Raw genomic sequence first — 20426 nt, forward strand, 5'->3', positions numbered from 1 at the left:
TAATTTATATAAATAAATTTTATATTCACTTATTTATCTCCCTATTTTTTAGGCAGATCTCTAGTAGCAACAATATTAACCCCCGTATCTAAAATGTTTTCAATTACTACATCACCTAATTCTACCGGTGCTTCTAATTCTACTTTAGCTATCTCTTCCATTGCTTCATCTAATAATCCTTTAGGCATTGGCTCATCAGTCTTCACTGGGACTAATGGTAACACCCCACCTTTGACTCTAGCAGTAGTCGGCAAAATACGTGTCGGATTACGATATTCATTCTTAACATACTCTATCCCGGCTTGACAACTATTACCGTCAATATCTACAATGTCATCATCCTCATTAACTTCTAGTTCTACATCACAGCCCATTGGACAACTTATACAAGTGATTTCTACTGTTTCACTCATTATTCTCCCTCCTTCACAATATCAACCTTTAGACTATCCATATCATCAGATATCATCTGCTCTGGAACAGGGAAAGTAATCATTTCTCCCGGTTCTACTCTCCGCTCATTCTTATCTAATAACTTCTTATCTCCACTATATAAATTAATTGTTACATGTTCCATTGGTTTTTTACATCTCATATATAAATCAACTAGTTTTCTATCTTCTACGTCATTAGTTATCTTTTGAGGGACAATATAACCTACATTTTCACCTGGATTCACTTCGATTTCTTGTTCTCGTTTATCAATGCCACCTTGCAGATAGTTAGCGGCTGTCTTACCAGCTACCAAACTTTCTTCTGTTACCCAGTCTACTAAGTCGTGTACATGCAGTACATTACCACAAGCAAAGATACCTTCAATATTTGTTTCTCGACCTTCATTCACAATTGGCCCTCCTGTGACATCATGCATCTTGACTCCGGCATCTTTTGATAGTTCATTCTCTGGAATTAAGCCTACTGATAATAATAATGTATCGCATTCAATCTTATATTCTGTACCTGGAATTGGCTGCATATTATCATCAACTTCTGCTACTGTCACTGCTTCTAAACGGTCTTTACCGTGAATTTCTGTTACTGTCTGCTGCATTCTTAGTGGAATATCAAAATCATCTAAGCACTGCACAATATTCCGTACTAGTCCACCAGAGAAAGGCATAATTTCTAAGACTGCTTCTACCTCTGCACCTTCTAAATGCATTCTTCGCGCCATAATTAAGCCAATATCACCAGAACCTAATATCACTACTTTTTCACCTGGAATCCACTGCTCCATATTCACATATCTCTGTGCAGTTCCTGCACTATAAACTCCCGCTGGTCTAGTTCCTGGAATATCAATGGCTTCTCTCGTTCTTTCTCGGCAACCCATTGCTAAAATTACTGCTTCAGCATCGATATAAAGCATTCCATCATCAGAATTAATAGCATAGACATCTTTTTCAGGCGTTACTTCTAACACCATAGTATCTAGTTTAATATCTACACCACGCTCTCTGACATTCTCCATAAATTGCTGTGCATATTCAGGACCTGTTAGCTCTTCACCAAAATAATGTAAACCAAAGCCATTATGAATACACTGCTGTAAAATACCGCCTAGCTCAAAATCTCTTTCTAAAATTAAGATATCTCTAACCCCTTGGTCATATGCTTCCTGTGCTGCTGCTAATCCTGCTGGTCCTCCACCAACTACTACTAATTCATATTCTTGTTTATTCATTATCTGACACCTCTTCCTCATTCAGTAAAGGCTCTTTTGTTCTTTCTCTTAAAAGCTTGGACTCTTTACTTTCTAGTACAACTTCATCTTCTGGAATCCCTAATTCTTCAGATAATATATTAACTACTTTTGGTTCACAGAATCCACCTTGGCATCGTCCGGAACCTGGTCTAACTCTTCTTTTAATATCATTAACTGTTCTTGCTCCTACTGGTTCTCTAATTGCCTCTAAAATTTCTCCTTTAGTTACTGATTCACAACGACAGATAATCTGACCATAATTTTTGTCCTCTTCTACCAATTTAGCCTGTTCTTCATGACTCATATGTCTAAACTTAGGAGGCCCTTCATAATTAGGATCAAAGTCTGGATCTTCTCTTAAACCGCCTATTTCTTCTTTTACAATACCTACTACCTTTTCTGCAATTGCTGGTGCAGATGCTAATCCAGGTGATTGAATTCCTGCTACATTAATAAAACCAGGCACTTCATCACTAGCTTCAATTAAAAAGTCACCAGTCTCTGTAATGGCTGGTCTTAAACCTGCAAACTCTTTAATCACATTTCGTTTACTTAACTCAGGTATTGTCTTCTGGGCTCCATTTAAAACTTCATCTAGTCCTTCTCTTGTTGTCGATTTATTTTCTACACTTTCAATCACTTCTGCATTAGGACCAATCAAAACATTTCCTTCATCAGTTGGTGTTACTACAATACCTTTAGATACTTTAGTTGGCACTGGGAAAACAGTTGTTTGTACATCAATATCTGCCTGCTTATCATATAAATAATATTCCCCACGGCGAGGAGTAATCTCAAATTTATCTATCCCGACCATATTAGCTATTTTATCAGCGTATAATCCTGCTGCATTAATTACTATATTAGCTTCAATATCTCCTTTAGCCGTCTTCACTAACTTAGTTTCACCTTTATCTTCAATATCCTCTACTCCTGCTTCTAAATAGACATCGGCTCCATTCATAGCGGCATTATTTGCTAAAGCTACGGTTAATTCAAACGGATTTACTATTCCTGCTGTCGGTGCATGTAATGCTGCTATAGCATCATCTGCTAAATGAGGTTCTAAATCATAAATGTCGTCACCTTTAACAATCTCTAAATCCGGCACTCCGTTTTCTTGTCCCTTTTCTAATAGTTCTTCTAACTTAGGCAACTTCTCTTCTTCTTTAGCTACTACCAAAGCTCCTAACCATTCAATTGGAACATCTAACTCATGTTGAATTCGTTCATGATATAGCTGATTCCCCCGCATATTTAGTCTACCTTTTAGTTTGTCAGGATCTGCATTAAATCCAGCATGAATAAGTGCTGTGTTAGCTTTAGTAGTTCCCGTACATAAGCTAGGTTCTTTTTCTACTAATGTAATATCTAAATCATACCGGCTTAATTCTCTTGCCGCGAAACATCCAGTTACTCCGCCACCAATGATTAAAATATCTGTTTTGTCTTTCAAAATTATTCCCTCCCTGAGAATAAATAGTATATTTAAAATAAGAAAACCACATTTAAATTCCCAGATAAACTATCTGCTATAAGGATAAAACGCAGTAATCCCTAGGAACTTAAATGTGGTTTCTTTATATTCTCTACCACAATTTCTTTATTAAATTTTTAATTTATCTAAACTAAAAACCCCTATTTGACTTTACAGATACAGTTATACCCAAAAACAAAAACTAGGTTTATTCTGTAAAAGGCAAATAGGGGCTTCTGTATTTTATACCCGTTTAACTTTTAATTTTTTATTATTATATTTTGAACTTCAATTTGTACTAATTAACTATAACAATAATTTCGTTATTTTTCAAGAGATTTTTCATAATATTCATTAATTTTAATCAAATATAATTAACATATCACCTATCATTCTTAAAATATCCATCTTTACTCCAACTTTTTCACCTTCTTTAAAGCTAGATAATTAGCCTCAATAGTAGCTTTTAATTCATCTTCTGTATGAGCATTAGAAATGAAATTAGCTTCAAATTGTGATGGAGGTAAATAAATCCCTTGCTTTAACATCTGATTAAAATAAGCGGCAAAGACATCAGTATTAGAAGTCTGAGCCGTCTGATAATCAACCACTTCAGTGTCGGTAAAGAAAATACTAAACATAGATCCTACTCGAGAGATTTGGGCTTTAATTCCTAAACTCTCAATATTATTTCTAAATCCTTCGGCTAAATATGCCCCTTTCTCTTCTAAAGAAGCATATACATCTGACTGCTTAAGTAATTTTAATGTCTCAGCTCCTGCCTTCATTGCTAATGGATTCCCAGATAAAGTCCCGGCTTGATAAACTGGTCCTTCAGGAGCTACATACTCCATAATCTCCTTTTTACCTCCATAAGCTCCCACAGGTAAACCTCCGCCAATGATTTTCCCTAAAGTTGTGATATCAGGTTCAACTTCATACAATTCTTGGGCGCCTCCATAAGATAATCTAAAACCTGTCATTACTTCATCAAAAATAAGCAAAATATCATTATCAGCAGTCATCTTTCTTAGATTTTCTAAATATTCGTCATGAGGTTCAATAACTCCCATATTACCAGTAACTGGTTCTAAAATAACTGCTGCAATCTCGTCTTGATACTTATTAAAGATTTTTTCTAATGCTTCTAAATCATTATAAGGAGCTACAATCGTTTCTGAAGCAATATCATTTGGTACTCCTGAACTACCAGAAATACCTAATGTTGTAACCCCTGAACCGGCTTCAACTAATAGACTATCTCCATGACCATGATAGCAACCTTCTAATTTAACAATTTTATCACGACCTGTATAACCCCTAGCTAATCTTAGAGCACTCATCGTCGCTTCAGTACCTGAGTTGACCATCCTAACTTTAGCAATTGAATCAACAGCATCAATTATCAATTCTGCTAGTTCTGTTTCTACTTGAGTAGGAGCACCGAAACTAGTTCCTTTTTTTACCTGACCTTGCAATGATTCTACTATTTGAGGATGATTATATCCTAAAATCATAGGTCCCCAAGAACCAACATAATCCAAATATTCATTATCCTCAATATCATAAACCTTAGACCCTTTCCCAGCTTCAATAAATATTGGCTCATTATCAACGGCTGAAAAAGCACGAGCTGGGCTATTTACTCCCCCAGGAATGACTTTTTTTGCTTCTGCAAATGCTTCTTCTGAATTAGACATCTTATTTTTCTACCTCCTGTTATATTATTCTAGTGCTCTCATAAATTAATTATAGTACTCTTGCAGTGCAGTAGTTAAACCTTCAACTGTATATTCATCTGCTATAATTTCAACTTCTAAACCAAAATCACGCACAGTATCAGCAGTAATAGGGCCAATGCAAGCTAATTTGACTCCACTCAATAACTGATGATAATCTGCCCCTAACATTTCTATAAAATTTCTAACTGTAGAAGAACTGGTAAAAGTAACTACATCAATCTTATCTTCAGCTAACCTAGAAACTAAATTTTTATTCCCCGCTCCTTGAATCGTCTTATAAGCTGTAATATTATCAACATCTGCTCCTAAGTCTTCTAAACCCTCTTCTAAAGTAGGACGAGCAATGTTGGCCCGCGGTAATAAAAACTTCTGCCCAGTTAAATCTTGATCAGAAAAATCAGCTAAGATGGCTTCACTGACATAATCTTCTGGGATATAATCTACTTTCAGACTATATGACTTCAGTTCAGCAGCTGTTTTAGAGCCAATCGCAGCTAAATTAGCACCGGCTAAAGCACGTACATCATGACCAAGGCTAAATAAACGTTCCATCATATATTTAACTCCATTGACACTAGTAAATATAATCCAATCATACTCATTTAGTTTTTTTAAACTCTCATCTAATGGTTTATAATCCTCGGGAGGAGTAATCTTAATCGCTGGTGCTTCAATAACTTTAGCTCCAGCTCTAGATAGTTGCTGACAAAATCCCGCTGCCTGTTTAGTTGGTCTAGTAACTACTATTTCTTTAGAAAATAAGGGCTTTTTTTCAAACCAATTTAATTTATCATGCATGTGCACTACTTCTCCAATTATAATCACTGCCGGCGGTTGGAAATCAGCTGCTTCTACTTTAGATACAATATTTTCTAATTTTCCTGTTAATGTTTCCTGTTCTGGTCTAGTCCCCCATCTAATTAAAGCTATTGGCGTTTGAGGATCACGACCAGCATTAATCAACCGTGGAACAATCTTAGGTAGATTTCCTACTCCCATTAAAATAACCAAAGAGCCAACCCCAGTAGCTAATTTATCCCAATCAATAAAATCTTTATCTTTACTCGGATCTTGATGCCCCGTCACAAAAGCTACGGAAGAATTAAAATCACGATGAGTTAACGGTATTCCTGCATAAGCAGGCACAGAAACAGGTGATGTAATACCTGGCACAAGTTCAAACTCAATTTCTGCTTCAGCTAATAAAGTAGCTTCTTCACCACCACGACCAAAAACAAAAGGATCTCCTCCTTTTAATCTAGTTACTATTTTCCCTGCTTGTGCTTTAGAGATTAATAACTCATTAATTTCTTTTTGAGTACGATAATGGTCATTCGCTTTCTTTCCGACATAAAAAGTTTCTGCATCTTCTGCAGCATATCTCAATAATTTTTTATTAGCTAATCTATCATATAATATTACATCTGCTTCTTTAATTGTCCGCAAACCTTTAACTGTAATTAACTCTTCATCTCCAGGTCCTGCTCCTACCAAATAAACTTTGCCACTCATGATTAATTTACCTCCTCAATTTCTGCTAAAATTTCTGCTGCTCCTTGTTCAATTAATTCTTGCGCTAAATCAACTCCTATCTTAGCAGCTTTATCTCTGCTACCAACCAAATTATCGCACAATAGCTTAGTTCCATTCTCATTAGCGACCATACCTGATAAGTTTAATCTTTCACCCTCAATCTGAGCATAGGCTCCAATAGGAGTTTTACAATCACCACCCAAATGTTCTAAAAAACTTCTTTCTGCTTGAACTGTATCAATAGTCTCTTGATCTTGGACTGAGAATAATAATTCTTTTATAGCCTCATCATCTGCTCTAGTTTCTAGAGCTAATGCTCCTTGCCCTGCAGCAGGAATAGAAATTTGGGGAGATAAATATTGACTAATTTTATCTTCCCAGCCCATTCTTTCCAACCCAGCTACTGCTAGTACAATTCCTGACAAATCTAGATTAGCTAATTTATCTAATCTAGTATCAATATTACCTCTAATAGGTTTTACGACTAAATCAGATCGATAGTTTAATAATTGTGCCTTACGTCTCAAACTACCCGTCCCTATTTTAGCCCCCGGTTCCAGCTCATCTATTGTCTTATCATCTTCAGTAATTAAAGCATCTAAAGGATTAGCTCGTTTAGGAAAAGCTGCAATTTCTAACTCATCATCTATTTGAGCTGGCATATCTTTAAGACTATGAATAGCTAAATCAATTTCTTTTTCTAGTAATGCTACTTCTATTTCTTTAATAAATAAGCTTTTTCCACCTATTTCTCTTAACTGTTTATCTAAAATTTTATCGCCTTGAGTAGTTATCTCTTTTAAGTTGAATTCATATTCAGGAAATTCATCTGCTAACTTATTAGCTATCAATTTAGATTGAGCAATAGCTAATTGACTGCTTCGCGTACCAATTATGACTTCTTTCATTGTTTTCGCTCCTTTATTTTATTAGATAGATTAAGCTCTTTTAAAATTGACTGAGGAAGAATCTTTTTAATTTCGGCTAGACCTTTTTCTTTCTGCTTCCCTAATAAATTAATTATCTTATCATCGGCTAATTTTCTAAATATAGTTCTTCTTTTTTGCTCATCTTCTATTTTATTGAGTACTACTGGTCTAATCTCTGACATCAAAACTAGAAAATCTTCATATTCATTACCGAATTCAGAAGCTAATTTCTGAACTATCTGCTTAGATAAAGCCGGAAGATTACCTCCTGTAGCTACTGTTAACAACAAATCTCCTCTTTTAACTAATCCCGGTAAAGTGAAAGTAGATAATTCAGGATTATCAACAATATTGGCTAAAATATTTCTTTCTAATGCTAATTGTCCAATTCTTTTATTAACTTCAGGCTTGTTTGTCGCTACAATAACTAAAAAACAATCCGTTAAATCTTTAATTACAAATTTACGCTGATAATAATCTATCTTATCTTTTTGGGCAGCTATGGAATCAGTTAAGCAGGGACTTACTAATTTAATTTCAGCAGCAGTAGTAAGCAATCTCTTTAATTTGCGACTAGCTACTTTACCTCCTCCTACTATTAGTACTTTCTTATTTTTTAAATCAAGGTTAATAGGATATTGTTCCATTCAATTAAGCCCCCTCTAGCTTTAATTTTAACACAAATTATTGAGGATTAAATTAATTTCTTTAGTTTATTAATCAAAACTAAATTTTCTTCTCTACTCTTAACTGCAAGTCGAATGAATTCCTCTCCTAGTCCTGAATAAGTATTGCAATTGCGAATCAAAATTCCCTCTTGACCCAATTCTTCTTCTAATCTAGAAGCAGTCCATTCACTAGCAGTTAAATCTACAAAAATATAATTAATCTCAGGATAATAAACCTTAAGTTGAGAATAATTATTTAACTGTTGATATAAAAAATCTTTTTCTTGAACAATAGCTTTTTTTGTCTGGTCTATGTATTTTTTGTCTTTCAGTGCTACTTCTCCTGCTAGTTGGGCAAAATAATTAACATTCCACGGATCATGACTAGCTGCTAATTTACTAATTAATTCTTGATTTGCTGCACCATATCCTAATCTTAACCCCGGAATAGCAAAAAATTTGGTTAAAGAACGCAGCACAAATAAATTATTATATTCTGTTACTAAATCAATAACTGTTACTTCTGAATCTAAAAAATCAACAAAGGCTTCATCTACTAATATATAAGTATCACAACGAGCAGCATACTTAATTATCTCCATTACCTCTTCTCTAGCTAAAAACTGTCCCGTCGGGTTATTAGGATTACATAAACAGAAAATATCAACTTCATCTAATCTAGGTAGTAATTTTTCTACATTTATCTTAAAATCATTTTGGCGCGTTAATTGAAATTCTTCAACATCAGCCCCCATACTCTCTAATGCTTTTCTATACTCTGAAAAAGTAGGTGCTAATACTAATGTTCTATTTGGGTTTAATACTTTAGCTACTAAATAAATTAATTCTACTGCTCCATTAGCAATCATTAAATTTTCTTCCTGCAGTTGCTCCTGCTGAGCTAATACAGATTTTAAAGCACTACAATCAGGGTCGGGATAATTTTTAATAGCACTCAAATTATTCTGTAATACTTCTAATACTGATTCAGGAGGTCCTAAAAAATTTATATTCGCACTAAAATCGATAATTTCATCCGGATTCAAATTATATTTTTCGGCTGCTGCTGTAATATTCCCGCCGTGATCTTGTTCCACACTATCATCTCCTTATCTCGTAACCGCCGTTAATCAATTTAGTATTTGTCACATAATCTATATCAGTTATTTGAGAGCTAATATTTTCTTTTATCTCACCAAGCTTGTCTTTAGAATTTAAAAGCACCCCGATTAATGTTCCGCTATGAGCTATATTAATTCCTAACACTTTTTTCTCGGCTTCCACTACTTGCAGTATCTTGGTTAGCTGCGGCTTATAAAGAATTGATTGGTTAGCTTGGCTGCTTAATGTGGCTCCTTGTCCAATTAATCTATTATTACCTTCTTTTATCCCCCGCACAATTAATTGATAAGCTTGTTTAGCTTGCTTTTCCTTCGCTAATTTCAATCTAGCTAAATCTGCTTGAGCATTAAATTGAGTAGTATTAATTGTCCCTCCACAGTCAAAAATAAGCAGCGGCAGTGGAGTTTTGACTGAACCTAACTTTGCTAACTGTTGTCCTTGTAAATGATTAAAAGCTGTTAATCCAGATAAAAAGCAGCCATCTGTTGCTTCTATGGACACCGCTATCTCCTGAACAATCTTAATATCTACCTCAACACCTAAAATTGTCATAGTAGCAATTATACTCGCCACAATATCAGCTGTACTACTAGCCATTCCTTTTCCGACTAACAGTTCCGACTGCAGGTCAACTTGTAGTCCTAAATTTTGCAGATCATAATTATAATAATCTAAAGTTTTCTCAATAGCTAATTTAGTCTTCTCAGCTTCCTCTTTAATCTTAATTCCAGCCTCGGAATCAATTCTAGTCATTGTCACAGTACTATACAAATCAATCGGACAACTAATCTGCAAATTAACTCCAGCAATTATACCCTGCATCAATTCTCCACATGTACCGGGGACTTTAACTGTTACTTTTTTTCTCATCTTTTTACTCCTTAATTTAAAACTACTATCATAATTAATAATGCTGCTACTTCTAATAATTCATTAATCGCACCGTATGCATCTCCAGTCAAAGCATCAATCTTATTAATAATTAGTTGGGCAACAACAATTGTAACTAGCCAACTAAGCAATAAGATTAATACTCCTTGTAGACCAAACAAAAACCAAGCAACTAATAATGTCCAACTAGTAGCTACTAACAAATGTCTTAACTTCAACTGCTGATAAGCTTGTCCTAATCCCTCTTTACGAGCATAGGGATAAAAATAAACTGCATAAACCATAGCCCAGCGACTAATAGTGGGCATATATAATAAAATATAATTTTTATATTGACTAGGACTTTCTACTAATAAACTAAATTTTAATAAAAACAAAATAACAACAGCAATTACACCAAACGCACCAACTCTGCTGTCACGCATAATTTCTAAAATTTTATCCTTCTTTCGTCCGCTAAAAACACCATCACAAGTGTCCATCAATCCATCTAGATGCAGCCCGCCTGTTAACAGAACCATCCCAGTTAATAATAAAGCATTCGTGACTAAAGGAGGTAGATAAATATCTCCCACATAGTTGATTAAAACTAACACAGTTCCCAGTAAAGTTCCAATCAAAGGATAATAAGCCATTGAAGCAGCAATTTTATCTTCCTCATAATCTAATTCTTTCCCAACTGGAATCCGGGTAATAAACTGTACTGCCAATAATAACTGATTCATCAGTATTCTATCCCCCGTCTACTTTTAATCCCCTGTTCTTGATAAGGATGTTTGACTGCCTTCATCTCTGTTACCAAATCAGCCGCGACTAAAATTTCTTCCGGCAGACCCCGGCCCGTCAAAATTAATTCTGTCTGTTCTCCTTTCAAGTTAAATAAATCTAATACCTGTTCAACTGTTAACAAATCATAACGCAGAGCATTATTAATTTCATCTAAAATCACAATCTCTGCTGTATCAGACTCTAATATTTCTTTTGTATATTGATAAGCCCAATCGACAAATTGCTGCGCTTCTTCCTGATTATCATCACTTACAAAACAATCTCCACAGCCTTTGCAATTCATCAAGCCTTGTTTGATTGCTGCTGCATAAGGACAGCCTTTACCAAACTGTTTGATATTAAAGTTAGGCAGTCTTTCTACTGTAGATAATTCTCCAGTATAATTACTTCCTTTTAAATACTGAATCATTTCTACTTGATAACCGTGACCTACTGCCCGCAGTCCTAAACCTAAAGAAGCAGTAGTCTTACCTTTGCCTTTACCTGTATAAATCTGCACTAAGCCTTGTTTCAATTTAGAATTCATCTAACCCCCCCTTTTTGATATTTACTACATTCTGTTAAAAATCTATCTACAAAACGCGGTTGATTAGCAAAATGTAAATGTAGATAACTAGCTAATAAATTATCCCTCATAATTCCTTCAGATCTGCCAGCTGCTCCTTTACCCCCCCATAGTTGATAACTATAATTAATATCTGAATCTACATTGCTCAATTTAGAATAATGAAATTCATGTCCCAAAACTTTATCTCCTGTTTTAAATAAAATATTATCTTTAACTACCTTTGCTTCTACATAACCCATAGCTTGTAAGCTATCTGTCATCTCCACTTGCCCCGAAATTAATCCTACCATGGGGAAACTATTCCCTTGACTATCTATTACTTGTTCACTCAGATACATTAAACCACCACATTCTGCATAAGTAGGTAGCCCTGCTGTAACCTGCTCATAGATATCTTCTTGCAAACTCTGATTAGCCGCCAGTTGGCTTATAAAGCTCTCAGGGAAGCCCCCGCCAATATACAGCCCATCAACCTCAGGCAATTGATTATCTGTTAGAGGACTAAAATACTTTAATGAAACACCTTTATTGGCTAACAACTCAAGATTAGCTTGATAATAAAAATTAAAAGCTTGATCATATGCAACGCCTAAAGTCAAATCATAATCTTGCTCTTCTTTAAATATAGTTCTTTCTTCAACCTCTACTGCAGACTGAGGTTGAGATAGAGCCAGCAATTGTTCTAAATTGATATTTTCTTCAATCAAAGCTACTAATTGGGCAATAAAATCATCTAATTCTTTACTTTCAGTAGTAGGCACTAAACCTAAATGTCGTTCTGGTAGTTCCAAATCACTTTGATACGGCACATATCCTAATACCTCAACTCCAACCTCAGCTAAAGAATTCTTGACTAATTGATAATGCCCTTCACTGCCGACATTATTAAGAATAACTCCAGCTAAATTTAAATCTGGATCAAAATTCTTATAACCATAAGCTACAGCAGCAGCGCTGCGAGCCATCTTCTTCACATCCATCACTAAAACCACTGGTGCATCTAAAATTTTAGCTATATGAGCTGTACTTCCTTGTCCTTGTTTAGCATTTTTGCCATCAAACAAGCCCATAACTCCTTCAATAACTGCAATGTCACTACCTGGAGCAGAATACTGAAATATTTCTTTACATCCTTCTGCGCCTAAAAAGCAACTATCAAGATTCCAGGCTTGATTAGATGTTACTAACGTATGAAAACCAGGGTCAATATAATCTGGGCCAACCTTATAAGGCTGTACATCATAGCCTTGCTTCGTCAACGCCGCCATTAATCCAATACTCAAAGTAGTCTTCCCTACTCCACTCTGTGTTCCAGCAATTACCACACGTGAGTTCATCATATCACCTGTAACTTTCTATTTATTTTGTTCTTGTTTTTTAATTTATAACTGAGCTATTAGTAGCTTTACACAATAAAAACCACTAATAAACAGAGCAACATTCCAATACATTAACTCAAGTACTTCTTTTATTTGTTCTGGATTAAAGTCTACTTCTGCCTGCCCCAAATAAGCACGAAAACTCTTTTCTCCATGATAATAATTAACTCCTCCAAGCCTAAGTCCTAAAACTCCCGCTACAGCAGCTTCAGGAAAACCTGCATTCGGACTAGGATGTTTAGCAGCATCTCTACTCATCATTTTAAAACCATTCTTCCAGTTATGACCAGTAAACCAGGCTGCAATCGCAAATAAAAATCCCGTAATCCGAGCTGGAATCCAATTAGCTAGATCATCAATTTTAGCGGCAGCCCAACCAAAATGTTGATACTCTTCATTCTTGTAACCAAGCATCGAATCAAGAGTATTAACTGCTTTATAAGCCATTGCTGCCGGGGCACCACCAAGAGCAGCATAAAAAAGCGGCGCAATAATACCATCACTAGTATTCTCAGCTATCGTTTCTATAGTTCCTCTAATTATATTTTCCACACTTAATCCCTCAGTATCACGACCTACAATGCCATCTAGTTTTTTTCTTGCCGCTTCTAAGTCGCCCACTACTAAAGGTTGATAAATGGAATTCCCTGCCCGGGCCAAGCCCTTAACGGCCAGAGTAGTCGCTAATATCCAAAGCTCAGCAATCATTCCTAGATAATAATTGAAATAATAAGCTCCCTCCAGCAATTTATCAACCACTACAAAAGTACTGCTAATAATAATTACAGATAATATAAGACCAGCTATTCTTTCAAACTTACTACCGCATATTCTCCGCAGCAAGTTTTCTAAAAGATTAATTCCGCGCCCAATAATCACCACTGGATGGGGATAAAAATTAGGACCACCAATTATTAAATCAAGTATGATTGCTGTTAATAGTAAATAGTTATCCATTTTGTTTATTCACCTTCTTCCTCACCTGCTTCGAATAAAATATCTATATAAAGCTTCTCTTTTTGGTGAAACTTTATAGCTAGAAGTAAATAGCTAGGAGCTAGTAGTTAAAAACATAAAATCAAAAGCAAGAGGCACAATCAAAAAATAAGTAACCTCACTTTAAGACAATCCCTGACCCCACTATTAAAGTAAAACTACCATTAGATGGCTGAGCAAATTTTCCGTAGTGGCATTAAATTTAGGATGTTAATGAGTCTTAATGAAGCAAACTTAAAATAAATTTTGTATTGTTTAATCTCCAATTTTGATTAGTCCCTCATAACAATCACGTCCTGTGATATTAGGGACATTAAAACATCGTGTTCGTCAAAGCTAAATTTATTTTAAGTTTGCGAATTTTAGACGAATCATCCTAAATTTCTGAACGAAGAAATGCTTGCTCAGCCATCTCGAAGTTACACTTTATATAGATATTATTTGATACAACAACTCCATATCCAAATTATCACGCACTAAATCAGCTAATTTCTGATAAGCCTGCTCTCGCTCTTTCTCGACTACAAACTCATCTTCAACTAAAGGAGCCAAGCCTTTGCTTACTCTTAATTGATTAATAAACTCTCGCCTTAAAGAATCATTATCAAAAATCCCATGTAAATATGTCCCCCAAATCGTTCCTGCTTTATTAGATGCTCCATCAGCCACACTCACCGATTCATCAGAACGTTGGGTAATAGTAAACAGTTCTTCAACTTCTACCCCATGCCTAGTATGACCCATATGAATTTCATAGCCGCTAATCGAATCTTGCTTAACAGCAAATATCTGTTCTGCTTTAATTTCAGCCTGCACTTGGGCTGTAATCTTCTCTGCTGCTAAAGTAGTTTCTATATCTAATAAGCCTAAGCCTTCAATCTGACCTTGCTCAGTTTCTACACTATAAGGGTCATAAATCATCCTTCCTAACATCTGATAACCACCGCAGATACCCACTACTGGCACCTCTGCTTGGGCCAACTCAATAATCTGCTGGGCTACACCTGTTTGATATAAACATTCCAAATCCTCAATTGTATTCTTAGTCCCCGGCAGAATAATCAAATCTGGCTCCTCTAAATCTTCTTGCGGCGCAACATATCTAACTCTCGTTTCAGGTACTTGTGCTAAAGCAGCAAAGTCAGTAAAGTTGGAGATATGAGGCAGATTAATCACAGCAATATCAAGCTCATACTCTGCACTCCCCTGCTCAGAACTAGCTATCGCATCTTCTTCGGGGATTTTAAAATCATCAAAGTAAGGTATCACTCCTAAAATAGGAATCCCCGTTTCTTCTTCAATATAGTCTAAGCCTGGTTCCAGGCGACTTTTTTGGCCCCGGAATTTATTAATAATGATTCCTTCTATCCTCTCTCTTTCTTCTGCCGTCAACAACTCTAAAGTGCCAACAATGCTAGCAAAGACTCCGCCGCGGTCAATATCTGCTACTAAAATAACCGGAGCTTGAGCCAATTTAGCTATTTTCATATTCACTAAATCATACTCTCTTAAATTAACTTCAGCTGGACTCCCCGCTCCTTCAATCACCACTACTTCAAATTCTTGTTTTAATCTAGCTAATGATTCTTGGACTGCTGTTAAAGCAACTTGCTGTTCATTAAAGTACTCTTTAGCCGTCATATTCTGCTGCACCTGCCCGTGAATAATCACCTGCGCCGTAGTATCTTCTTTGGGTTTTAGCAAGATTGGATTCATATCCACAGTTGCTTCCACTTTAGCTGCTTCTGCCTGCACAGCTTGAGCACGACCAATCTCTCCTCCGCCTTTAGTAACATACGAATTCAAAGCCATATTTTGTGATTTGAAAGGGGCTACTCGATACCCATCATGCACCAAAATCCGACTCAAAGCTGAAGTTATAACGCTTTTACCTACATGAGAAGCCGTCCCCTGCACCATTATTGTCTGTGCCACTTAATCACCACCCTTATAATGCAATTTATAATTATTCTATTTCTCCATTATTCTATAAAGAAGTTCTAAATCCAAATTCTCCCTCACCATTTCCGCCAACGCATCATAACTTGCTTCTAACTCTTTTCTCTGTTCTATACTATCCCCAGCTAATTTAGCTAAACCTTTCTGCTGACGCAAATAATTAATCCACTCTCTTCTAAATTGATCATTATCAAAAATGCCGTGTAGATAAGTACCCCAGACCAAATTTGCTTGGTTTACTGCCCCATCTGGCATTGTAACCTTTTCTCCCGAGCGTTCAGTGATCGTTAACAGCGGTTCAACTCCTGCTCCTCGCTGCGTTTGGCCCATATGAATCTCATAACCACTGATCTTTTGAGCGGAACAAAACTCGTACCCATCATTTACCGCAGCCTGCACTTGATGCGTTGCTTTTTCTTCCCTAAAAGTCGTTTCTAAATCTAACAATCCTAATCCAGTCAGTGCTTTATCGTCTCCTTCAGTTAAATTAGGGTCTAATAATTTTTGCCCTAAGATCTGATAACCACCGCAAATCCCTACTACAATTATTTCATCCTCTGCTGCCTTAATTATTTTAGCAGCTAATCCTGTGTCTTTAAGATATTTCAAATCAGCCGTAGTATTTTTAGTCCCCGGAATAATCACTGCCTCATAATCACTCAAGTCAGCTTCAGCACTTACATAATCAACTTCTACTTTAGGTTCTAAAGCTAAAGCATCAAAATCAGTAAAGTTAGATAAGTGCGGTAAATTAATCACAGCAATCTTAATTTCCGCCTTGGTTGAACTAAGATTAGCTAAAGAGACCGAATCTTCATCAGGAATCTTAATATCATGACAGTAAGGAAGGACTCCTACAACTGGCTTGCCCGTCTTTTCTTCTAAAAATTCAATCCCCGGCTCTAATAGTTCAAAATCACCGCGAAATTTATTAAGTACAATGCCCTGCACTAAGTCCCGGTCCGCAGGCTCTAATAATTTCAAAGTTCCTACTACTGCCGCTAATGCTCCGCCGCGGTTCACATCAGCTACTAATAAGACAGGAGTTTGCTTTAATTTAGCCACCTTCATATTAGCTAAGTCCTGCTCTTTCATATTTATTTCAGCCGGACTGCCTGCTCCTTCTAAAACTAGTGCCTCAAATTGTTGGGATAGAGCAGTCAAAGAATCGTCTATCACTTCTAAGGCCCAATTAATATAGTCTTGATTTTTTCTGTCTACACCAAAATCTCCCCTGGGAGAACCCCGCACTATAACCTGCGCTTGGCCCTCACCTTTGGGCTTAACTAATAGCGGCTGCATATCAGCGGTAGCATCTATCCCTGCCGCATCAGCTTGCACAGCTTGCGCCCGCCCAATTTCTGCTCCATTGTTAGTTACATAGGAATTTAAAGCCATATTCCAAGATTTAAAAGGAGCAACTTGATAACCATCCTGGGTCAAGATCCGGCATAAAGCAATAGTTAAGATACTTTTCCCTACATTAGAAGCTGTCCCCTGAATCATAATCGACTTAGTCATCCGTTTTTCCTCCTGCCGTTTCAAATTGGGCTCGGGTAGCCTGCCCTAATTCTTTGATTTCAACAGGCAAACCTGCATAAGTAATATATACTTCATCAGCCTTCGCTGCTAAAAACTGATTAGCTCGACCGACAACATCTCGATAAATTCTCCCTGCCTGATAAGACGGTACTAAACCCTGCCCTACTTCATTAGAAACTACTACTAAAGTCAAATCTTTCTCCTCAACTTGAGCTATTATTTTTTCTAATTCAGTCATGATTTCTTCTTCGCGCTGTTGGGCAGCAAATTCATATTCATCCTCATCCAATTCTTCATCTGCTAGTAACAGATTAGAAACTAAGACAGTTACACAATCTAATAATACAACTGTTTCCTGTTCTATTTTCCCCAAAACACTACTGACAGCCTGCGGTTCTTCAATGGTAGTCCACTCTTCTGGTCGCGAAGATTGATGCTGCTTAATCCGGTCTGCCATCTCTTCATCTCTAGCCTCAGCAGTAGCAATATAAGTAACATCTACTCCTCCATATTTTTCAACAATCTGTTCTGCAAAACTACTTTTCCCGCTTCTAGCGCCTCCTAAAACTAAAATTAATTGACTCATACTTACCGCCTCACTTAAGAATCCCTAGAATTAATCTTCCACTGTAATTCCTGCTTCCGAAAAAGTTGCCATCCCATTAATAATATTTGCTGCTGCCTCTACCAAATTCATACTTAAGACTGCTCCTGTTCCTTCTCCTAGCCGCATTTCTAAATCTAACAGCGGTTCCAAGTCAAGTGCTTCATAAATCTTAATATGCCCCGGTTCAACTGATTGATGAGAAGGTAGCAAATAATTACTAACTTGAGGTTCTATTTTATGAGCAATTAACGCTGCTGCTCCTGAAATCAAGCCATCAATAATTACTGGTACTCGATGAGCAGCAGCACCTAACATCACTCCCGCCATACCTCCAATTTCTAAGCCACCTACTTTGGCTAAGATATCTAAGCCATCATTTACTTGTGGCTGGTTTACTTCTAAAGCTTGAGCAATTACTTTCTTTTTCTTTTCCAGACCTGCTTCATCAATTCCTGTTCCATAACCAACTATTTGCTCTAAAGATAGGTCAGTACTAGTTGCTAAAATAGCACTACTAGATGTAGTATTGCCAATCCCCATTTCACCAGTACCAATCAAATTAGCACCTTGCTTAATTAAGTCTTCAACAACTTCAATTCCTACTTCAAGACTACTAATTGCTTCTTCTCTTGTCATAGCAGGGCCAACTGCCAAATTATCTGTTCCATATTTAACCTTTCGGTTCAATAAATTTTCTCCCTCTATCTCTTGAGCAACTCCTATATCTACAATCGCTACTTCTGCCCCTGCTTGCTCAGCTAGCACATTAACAGCAGCCCCACCATTTAAAAAATTATACACCATTTGAGTTGTTACCTGCTGAGGAAAAGCACTAACTCCTTCCTCAACTACGCCGTGATCACCGGCCATGACAACATGATATTTATTATCAACTTGGGGCAACAATTCTCCGCTAATACCAGCTAGTTGAACTGCTATTTCTTCCAATTTACCTAAACTGCCCGGCGGTTTAGTCAAACTATCTAATCTTTTCTGCGCTTGCCTCATTTGGGCACGATTTAACTCTGTAATGTTATTAACTGTACTCTCTAATAAATTCAATTTAGTGTTCACCTCTTTTTACTTCTTGCAGTAACTCTTGATAATTTTTAACTAAATTATTATAATCCAATTCTGGTCTTGTAATCAACAGTACCGGAATATCTAATTCCAAAGCCGCCTCTAATTTAGTATCTACTCCACCAGTTTTACCACTTGCCTTAGTTACTAATAGATCAATCTCATAATCTTCTAATAACACTTGATTTAGCTGCTTACTAAATGGACCCTGCATAGCAATTAGATTTTGCGGACTAAAACCTAACTCTTGGACTCGCTTAATAAACTTCCAGTTAGGCAACACTCGCGCTAACAATCTCTGCTGCCAATCTTCTATCTCAGCTGTGAAATAATCTAAATTTTTGCTGCCAATCGTCAATAATATTTTTTCAAACTCTTTAGCTTTGCGAGCCGCCTCTTGATAGCTGTTAACCTTAATTAACAACTCATGTTCTCTACTCTCTATACTGCCCCGCTCAAAACGAATATACTTTATATTTGATTTAGCACTAACTTCTAAAGCAGTCTTTGAGATTGTCACAGCAAAAGGATGAGTAACATCAATAATAGTGTCTACTTCATAATCTCTTAGCAACTGTTTCATCTTTGCATCATCCAATTTCTCTTGCTTAACTATAATATCTAAATCAGACAATAAATTTGCTCCATATTCAGTTGTTACTGAAGCAATAATTGAAGAACCATTCTGTTTTAATTTAGCAATTACTTCGCGACTATCCTTAGTCCCTGCTAATACTAAAATCATACTTGATACCCTCGCGGCGTAATCATCAAATCTTGAGCTGAATAAGTATCAGAATTCCCAATAATCACAGTCGTCAACATATTTATCTCAAACTCTAACATCTGCTCTAAAGTAGTGATTTCTATTTCTTCAGCACCACGCTTAGCACTACGGACAATACCTACTGGAGTCTCAGCAGAGCGCTGCTGTAAAAAAATCTGTCTAGCCTCTTCAATCTGTTTAACTCGCTGTTTACTCTTAGGATTATAAAGAGCAGTAATAAAATCACCCTCGGCTGCTTTAATTAGCCTTTTTTTAATTACTGCCCACGGTGTTAACAAATCACTTAAGCTAATTACCGTATAATCATGCATCAAAGGTGCGCCTAACGAAGCTGCTGCTGCATTTGCTGCTGTAATACCTGGGATTATTTCGACAGAAATATCACTTGCTTCTTTTTCAACCAATTCTAACACCAAACCAGCCATCCCATAAACACCAGAGTCACCACTGCTAACCAAAGCTACCTCTAATCCCTGCTGGGCTAACTTAATTGCTTTTTTACAGCGTTTGACTTCTGTTCCCATACCAGTACTAATTGTCTCCTGTTCGGGCGCTAAAATTTCTGTTACTAAATCAACATAAGTACTATAACCTACTACAGTATCTACTTCTTGCAATAATCTATAGGCTTTCAAACTCATCTGTTCAATAT

At 36.5% G+C, this 20426-nt stretch carries 19 protein-coding genes; all 19 read right to left on the reverse strand.

Translation table 11 applies throughout. From position 1 onward, the window contains the following. Nucleotides 1–41 precede the first annotated feature (41 nt). A complete protein-coding gene (locus JOC47_RS09610; RefSeq protein WP_204700844.1) occupies nt 42–413 on the reverse strand; it encodes a DUF1667 domain-containing protein in 372 nt (123 codons plus the stop codon). Continuing rightward, nucleotides 413–1684, reverse strand: coding sequence for an NAD(P)/FAD-dependent oxidoreductase (locus tag JOC47_RS09615; RefSeq protein WP_204701866.1), 1272 nt, complete (start codon nt 1682–1684; stop codon nt 413–415). Before JOC47_RS09615 ends, JOC47_RS09610 begins: the two co-directional genes overlap by 1 nt. Further along, nucleotides 1677–3161, reverse strand: a complete 1485-nt coding sequence (locus JOC47_RS09620) for an NAD(P)/FAD-dependent oxidoreductase (protein ID WP_204701867.1) — start codon at nt 3159–3161, stop codon at nt 1677–1679. Before JOC47_RS09620 ends, JOC47_RS09615 begins: the two co-directional genes overlap by 8 nt. A 431-nt stretch (nt 3162–3592) precedes the next feature. Then, entirely contained in the window at nt 3593–4882 is a 1290-nt protein-coding gene (hemL, locus tag JOC47_RS09625) for a glutamate-1-semialdehyde 2,1-aminomutase (protein WP_204701868.1), read from the reverse strand. A gap of 45 nt (nt 4883–4927) precedes the next feature. After that, complete coding sequence (gene cobA, locus JOC47_RS09630) at nt 4928–6436, reverse strand: uroporphyrinogen-III C-methyltransferase (RefSeq protein ID WP_204701869.1); 1509 nt, start codon at nt 6434–6436, stop codon at nt 4928–4930. Nucleotides 6437–6438: 2 nt separating this feature from the next. Next, nucleotides 6439–7365: a hydroxymethylbilane synthase gene (gene hemC, locus JOC47_RS09635; protein ID WP_204701870.1), complete on the reverse strand. Its 927-nt coding sequence runs from the start codon at nt 7363–7365 to the stop codon at nt 6439–6441. Beyond that, nucleotides 7362–8033, reverse strand: coding sequence for a precorrin-2 dehydrogenase/sirohydrochlorin ferrochelatase family protein (locus JOC47_RS09640; protein WP_204701871.1), 672 nt, complete (start codon nt 8031–8033; stop codon nt 7362–7364). Before JOC47_RS09640 ends, hemC begins: the two co-directional genes overlap by 4 nt. A 47-nt stretch (nt 8034–8080) precedes the next feature. After that, entirely contained in the window at nt 8081–9151 is a 1071-nt protein-coding gene (gene cobD / locus JOC47_RS09645; protein WP_204701872.1) for a threonine-phosphate decarboxylase CobD, read from the reverse strand. 4 nt (nt 9152–9155) lie between these two features. Then, a complete protein-coding gene (locus JOC47_RS09650; RefSeq protein ID WP_204701873.1) occupies nt 9156–10046 on the reverse strand; it encodes a GHMP family kinase ATP-binding protein in 891 nt (296 codons plus the stop codon). A gap of 11 nt (nt 10047–10057) precedes the next feature. Continuing rightward, nucleotides 10058–10792 carry an adenosylcobinamide-GDP ribazoletransferase gene (gene cobS / locus JOC47_RS09655; RefSeq protein ID WP_204701874.1) on the reverse strand — a complete coding sequence of 245 codons (735 nt, stop codon included), beginning with the start codon at nt 10790–10792 and terminating at the stop codon, nt 10058–10060. Continuing rightward, nucleotides 10792–11382 carry a cob(I)yrinic acid a,c-diamide adenosyltransferase gene (locus JOC47_RS09660; RefSeq protein WP_204701875.1) on the reverse strand — a complete coding sequence of 197 codons (591 nt, stop codon included), beginning with the start codon at nt 11380–11382 and terminating at the stop codon, nt 10792–10794. Before JOC47_RS09660 ends, cobS begins: the two co-directional genes overlap by 1 nt. Next, the gene (locus JOC47_RS09665) at nt 11379–12764 is read right to left on the reverse strand and encodes a cobyrinic acid a,c-diamide synthase CobB (protein ID WP_239551059.1); all 1386 of its coding nucleotides are present in this window, start codon (nt 12762–12764) and stop codon (nt 11379–11381) included. Before JOC47_RS09665 ends, JOC47_RS09660 begins: the two co-directional genes overlap by 4 nt. A 42-nt stretch (nt 12765–12806) precedes the next feature. Next, complete coding sequence (gene cbiB / locus JOC47_RS09670) at nt 12807–13760, reverse strand: adenosylcobinamide-phosphate synthase CbiB (protein ID WP_204701876.1); 954 nt, start codon at nt 13758–13760, stop codon at nt 12807–12809. Between the two features lie 465 nt (nt 13761–14225). Further along, nucleotides 14226–15734 (reverse strand): cobyric acid synthase, encoded by a 1509-nt coding sequence (locus JOC47_RS09675; protein WP_204701877.1) that lies wholly within the window; start codon nt 15732–15734, stop codon nt 14226–14228. A 36-nt stretch (nt 15735–15770) separates the two neighbouring features. Continuing rightward, the gene (locus JOC47_RS09680) at nt 15771–17279 is read right to left on the reverse strand and encodes a cobyric acid synthase (protein WP_204701878.1); all 1509 of its coding nucleotides are present in this window, start codon (nt 17277–17279) and stop codon (nt 15771–15773) included. After that, entirely contained in the window at nt 17272–17886 is a 615-nt protein-coding gene (gene cobU, locus JOC47_RS09685; protein ID WP_204701879.1) for a bifunctional adenosylcobinamide kinase/adenosylcobinamide-phosphate guanylyltransferase, read from the reverse strand. The genes JOC47_RS09680 and cobU overlap by 8 nt, the downstream gene beginning before the upstream one ends. 30 nt (nt 17887–17916) lie before the next feature. Further along, on the reverse strand, nt 17917–18969 hold the full coding sequence (gene cobT, locus JOC47_RS09690) for a nicotinate-nucleotide--dimethylbenzimidazole phosphoribosyltransferase (RefSeq protein ID WP_204701880.1): 1053 nt from the start codon (nt 18967–18969) through the stop codon (nt 17917–17919). A 1-nt stretch (nt 18970) separates the two neighbouring features. Next, the gene (cobK, locus tag JOC47_RS09695) at nt 18971–19732 is read right to left on the reverse strand and encodes a precorrin-6A reductase (RefSeq protein WP_204701881.1); all 762 of its coding nucleotides are present in this window, start codon (nt 19730–19732) and stop codon (nt 18971–18973) included. After that, entirely contained in the window at nt 19729–20415 is a 687-nt protein-coding gene (gene cobJ / locus JOC47_RS09700; protein WP_239551060.1) for a precorrin-3B C(17)-methyltransferase, read from the reverse strand. The genes cobK and cobJ overlap by 4 nt, the downstream gene beginning before the upstream one ends. Nucleotides 20416–20426: the final 11 nt, after the last annotated feature.

Origin of the sequence: Halanaerobacter jeridensis (assembly GCF_016908315.1) — a bacterium.
GTDB lineage: Bacteria > Bacillota > Halanaerobiia > Halobacteroidales > Halobacteroidaceae > Halanaerobacter > Halanaerobacter jeridensis.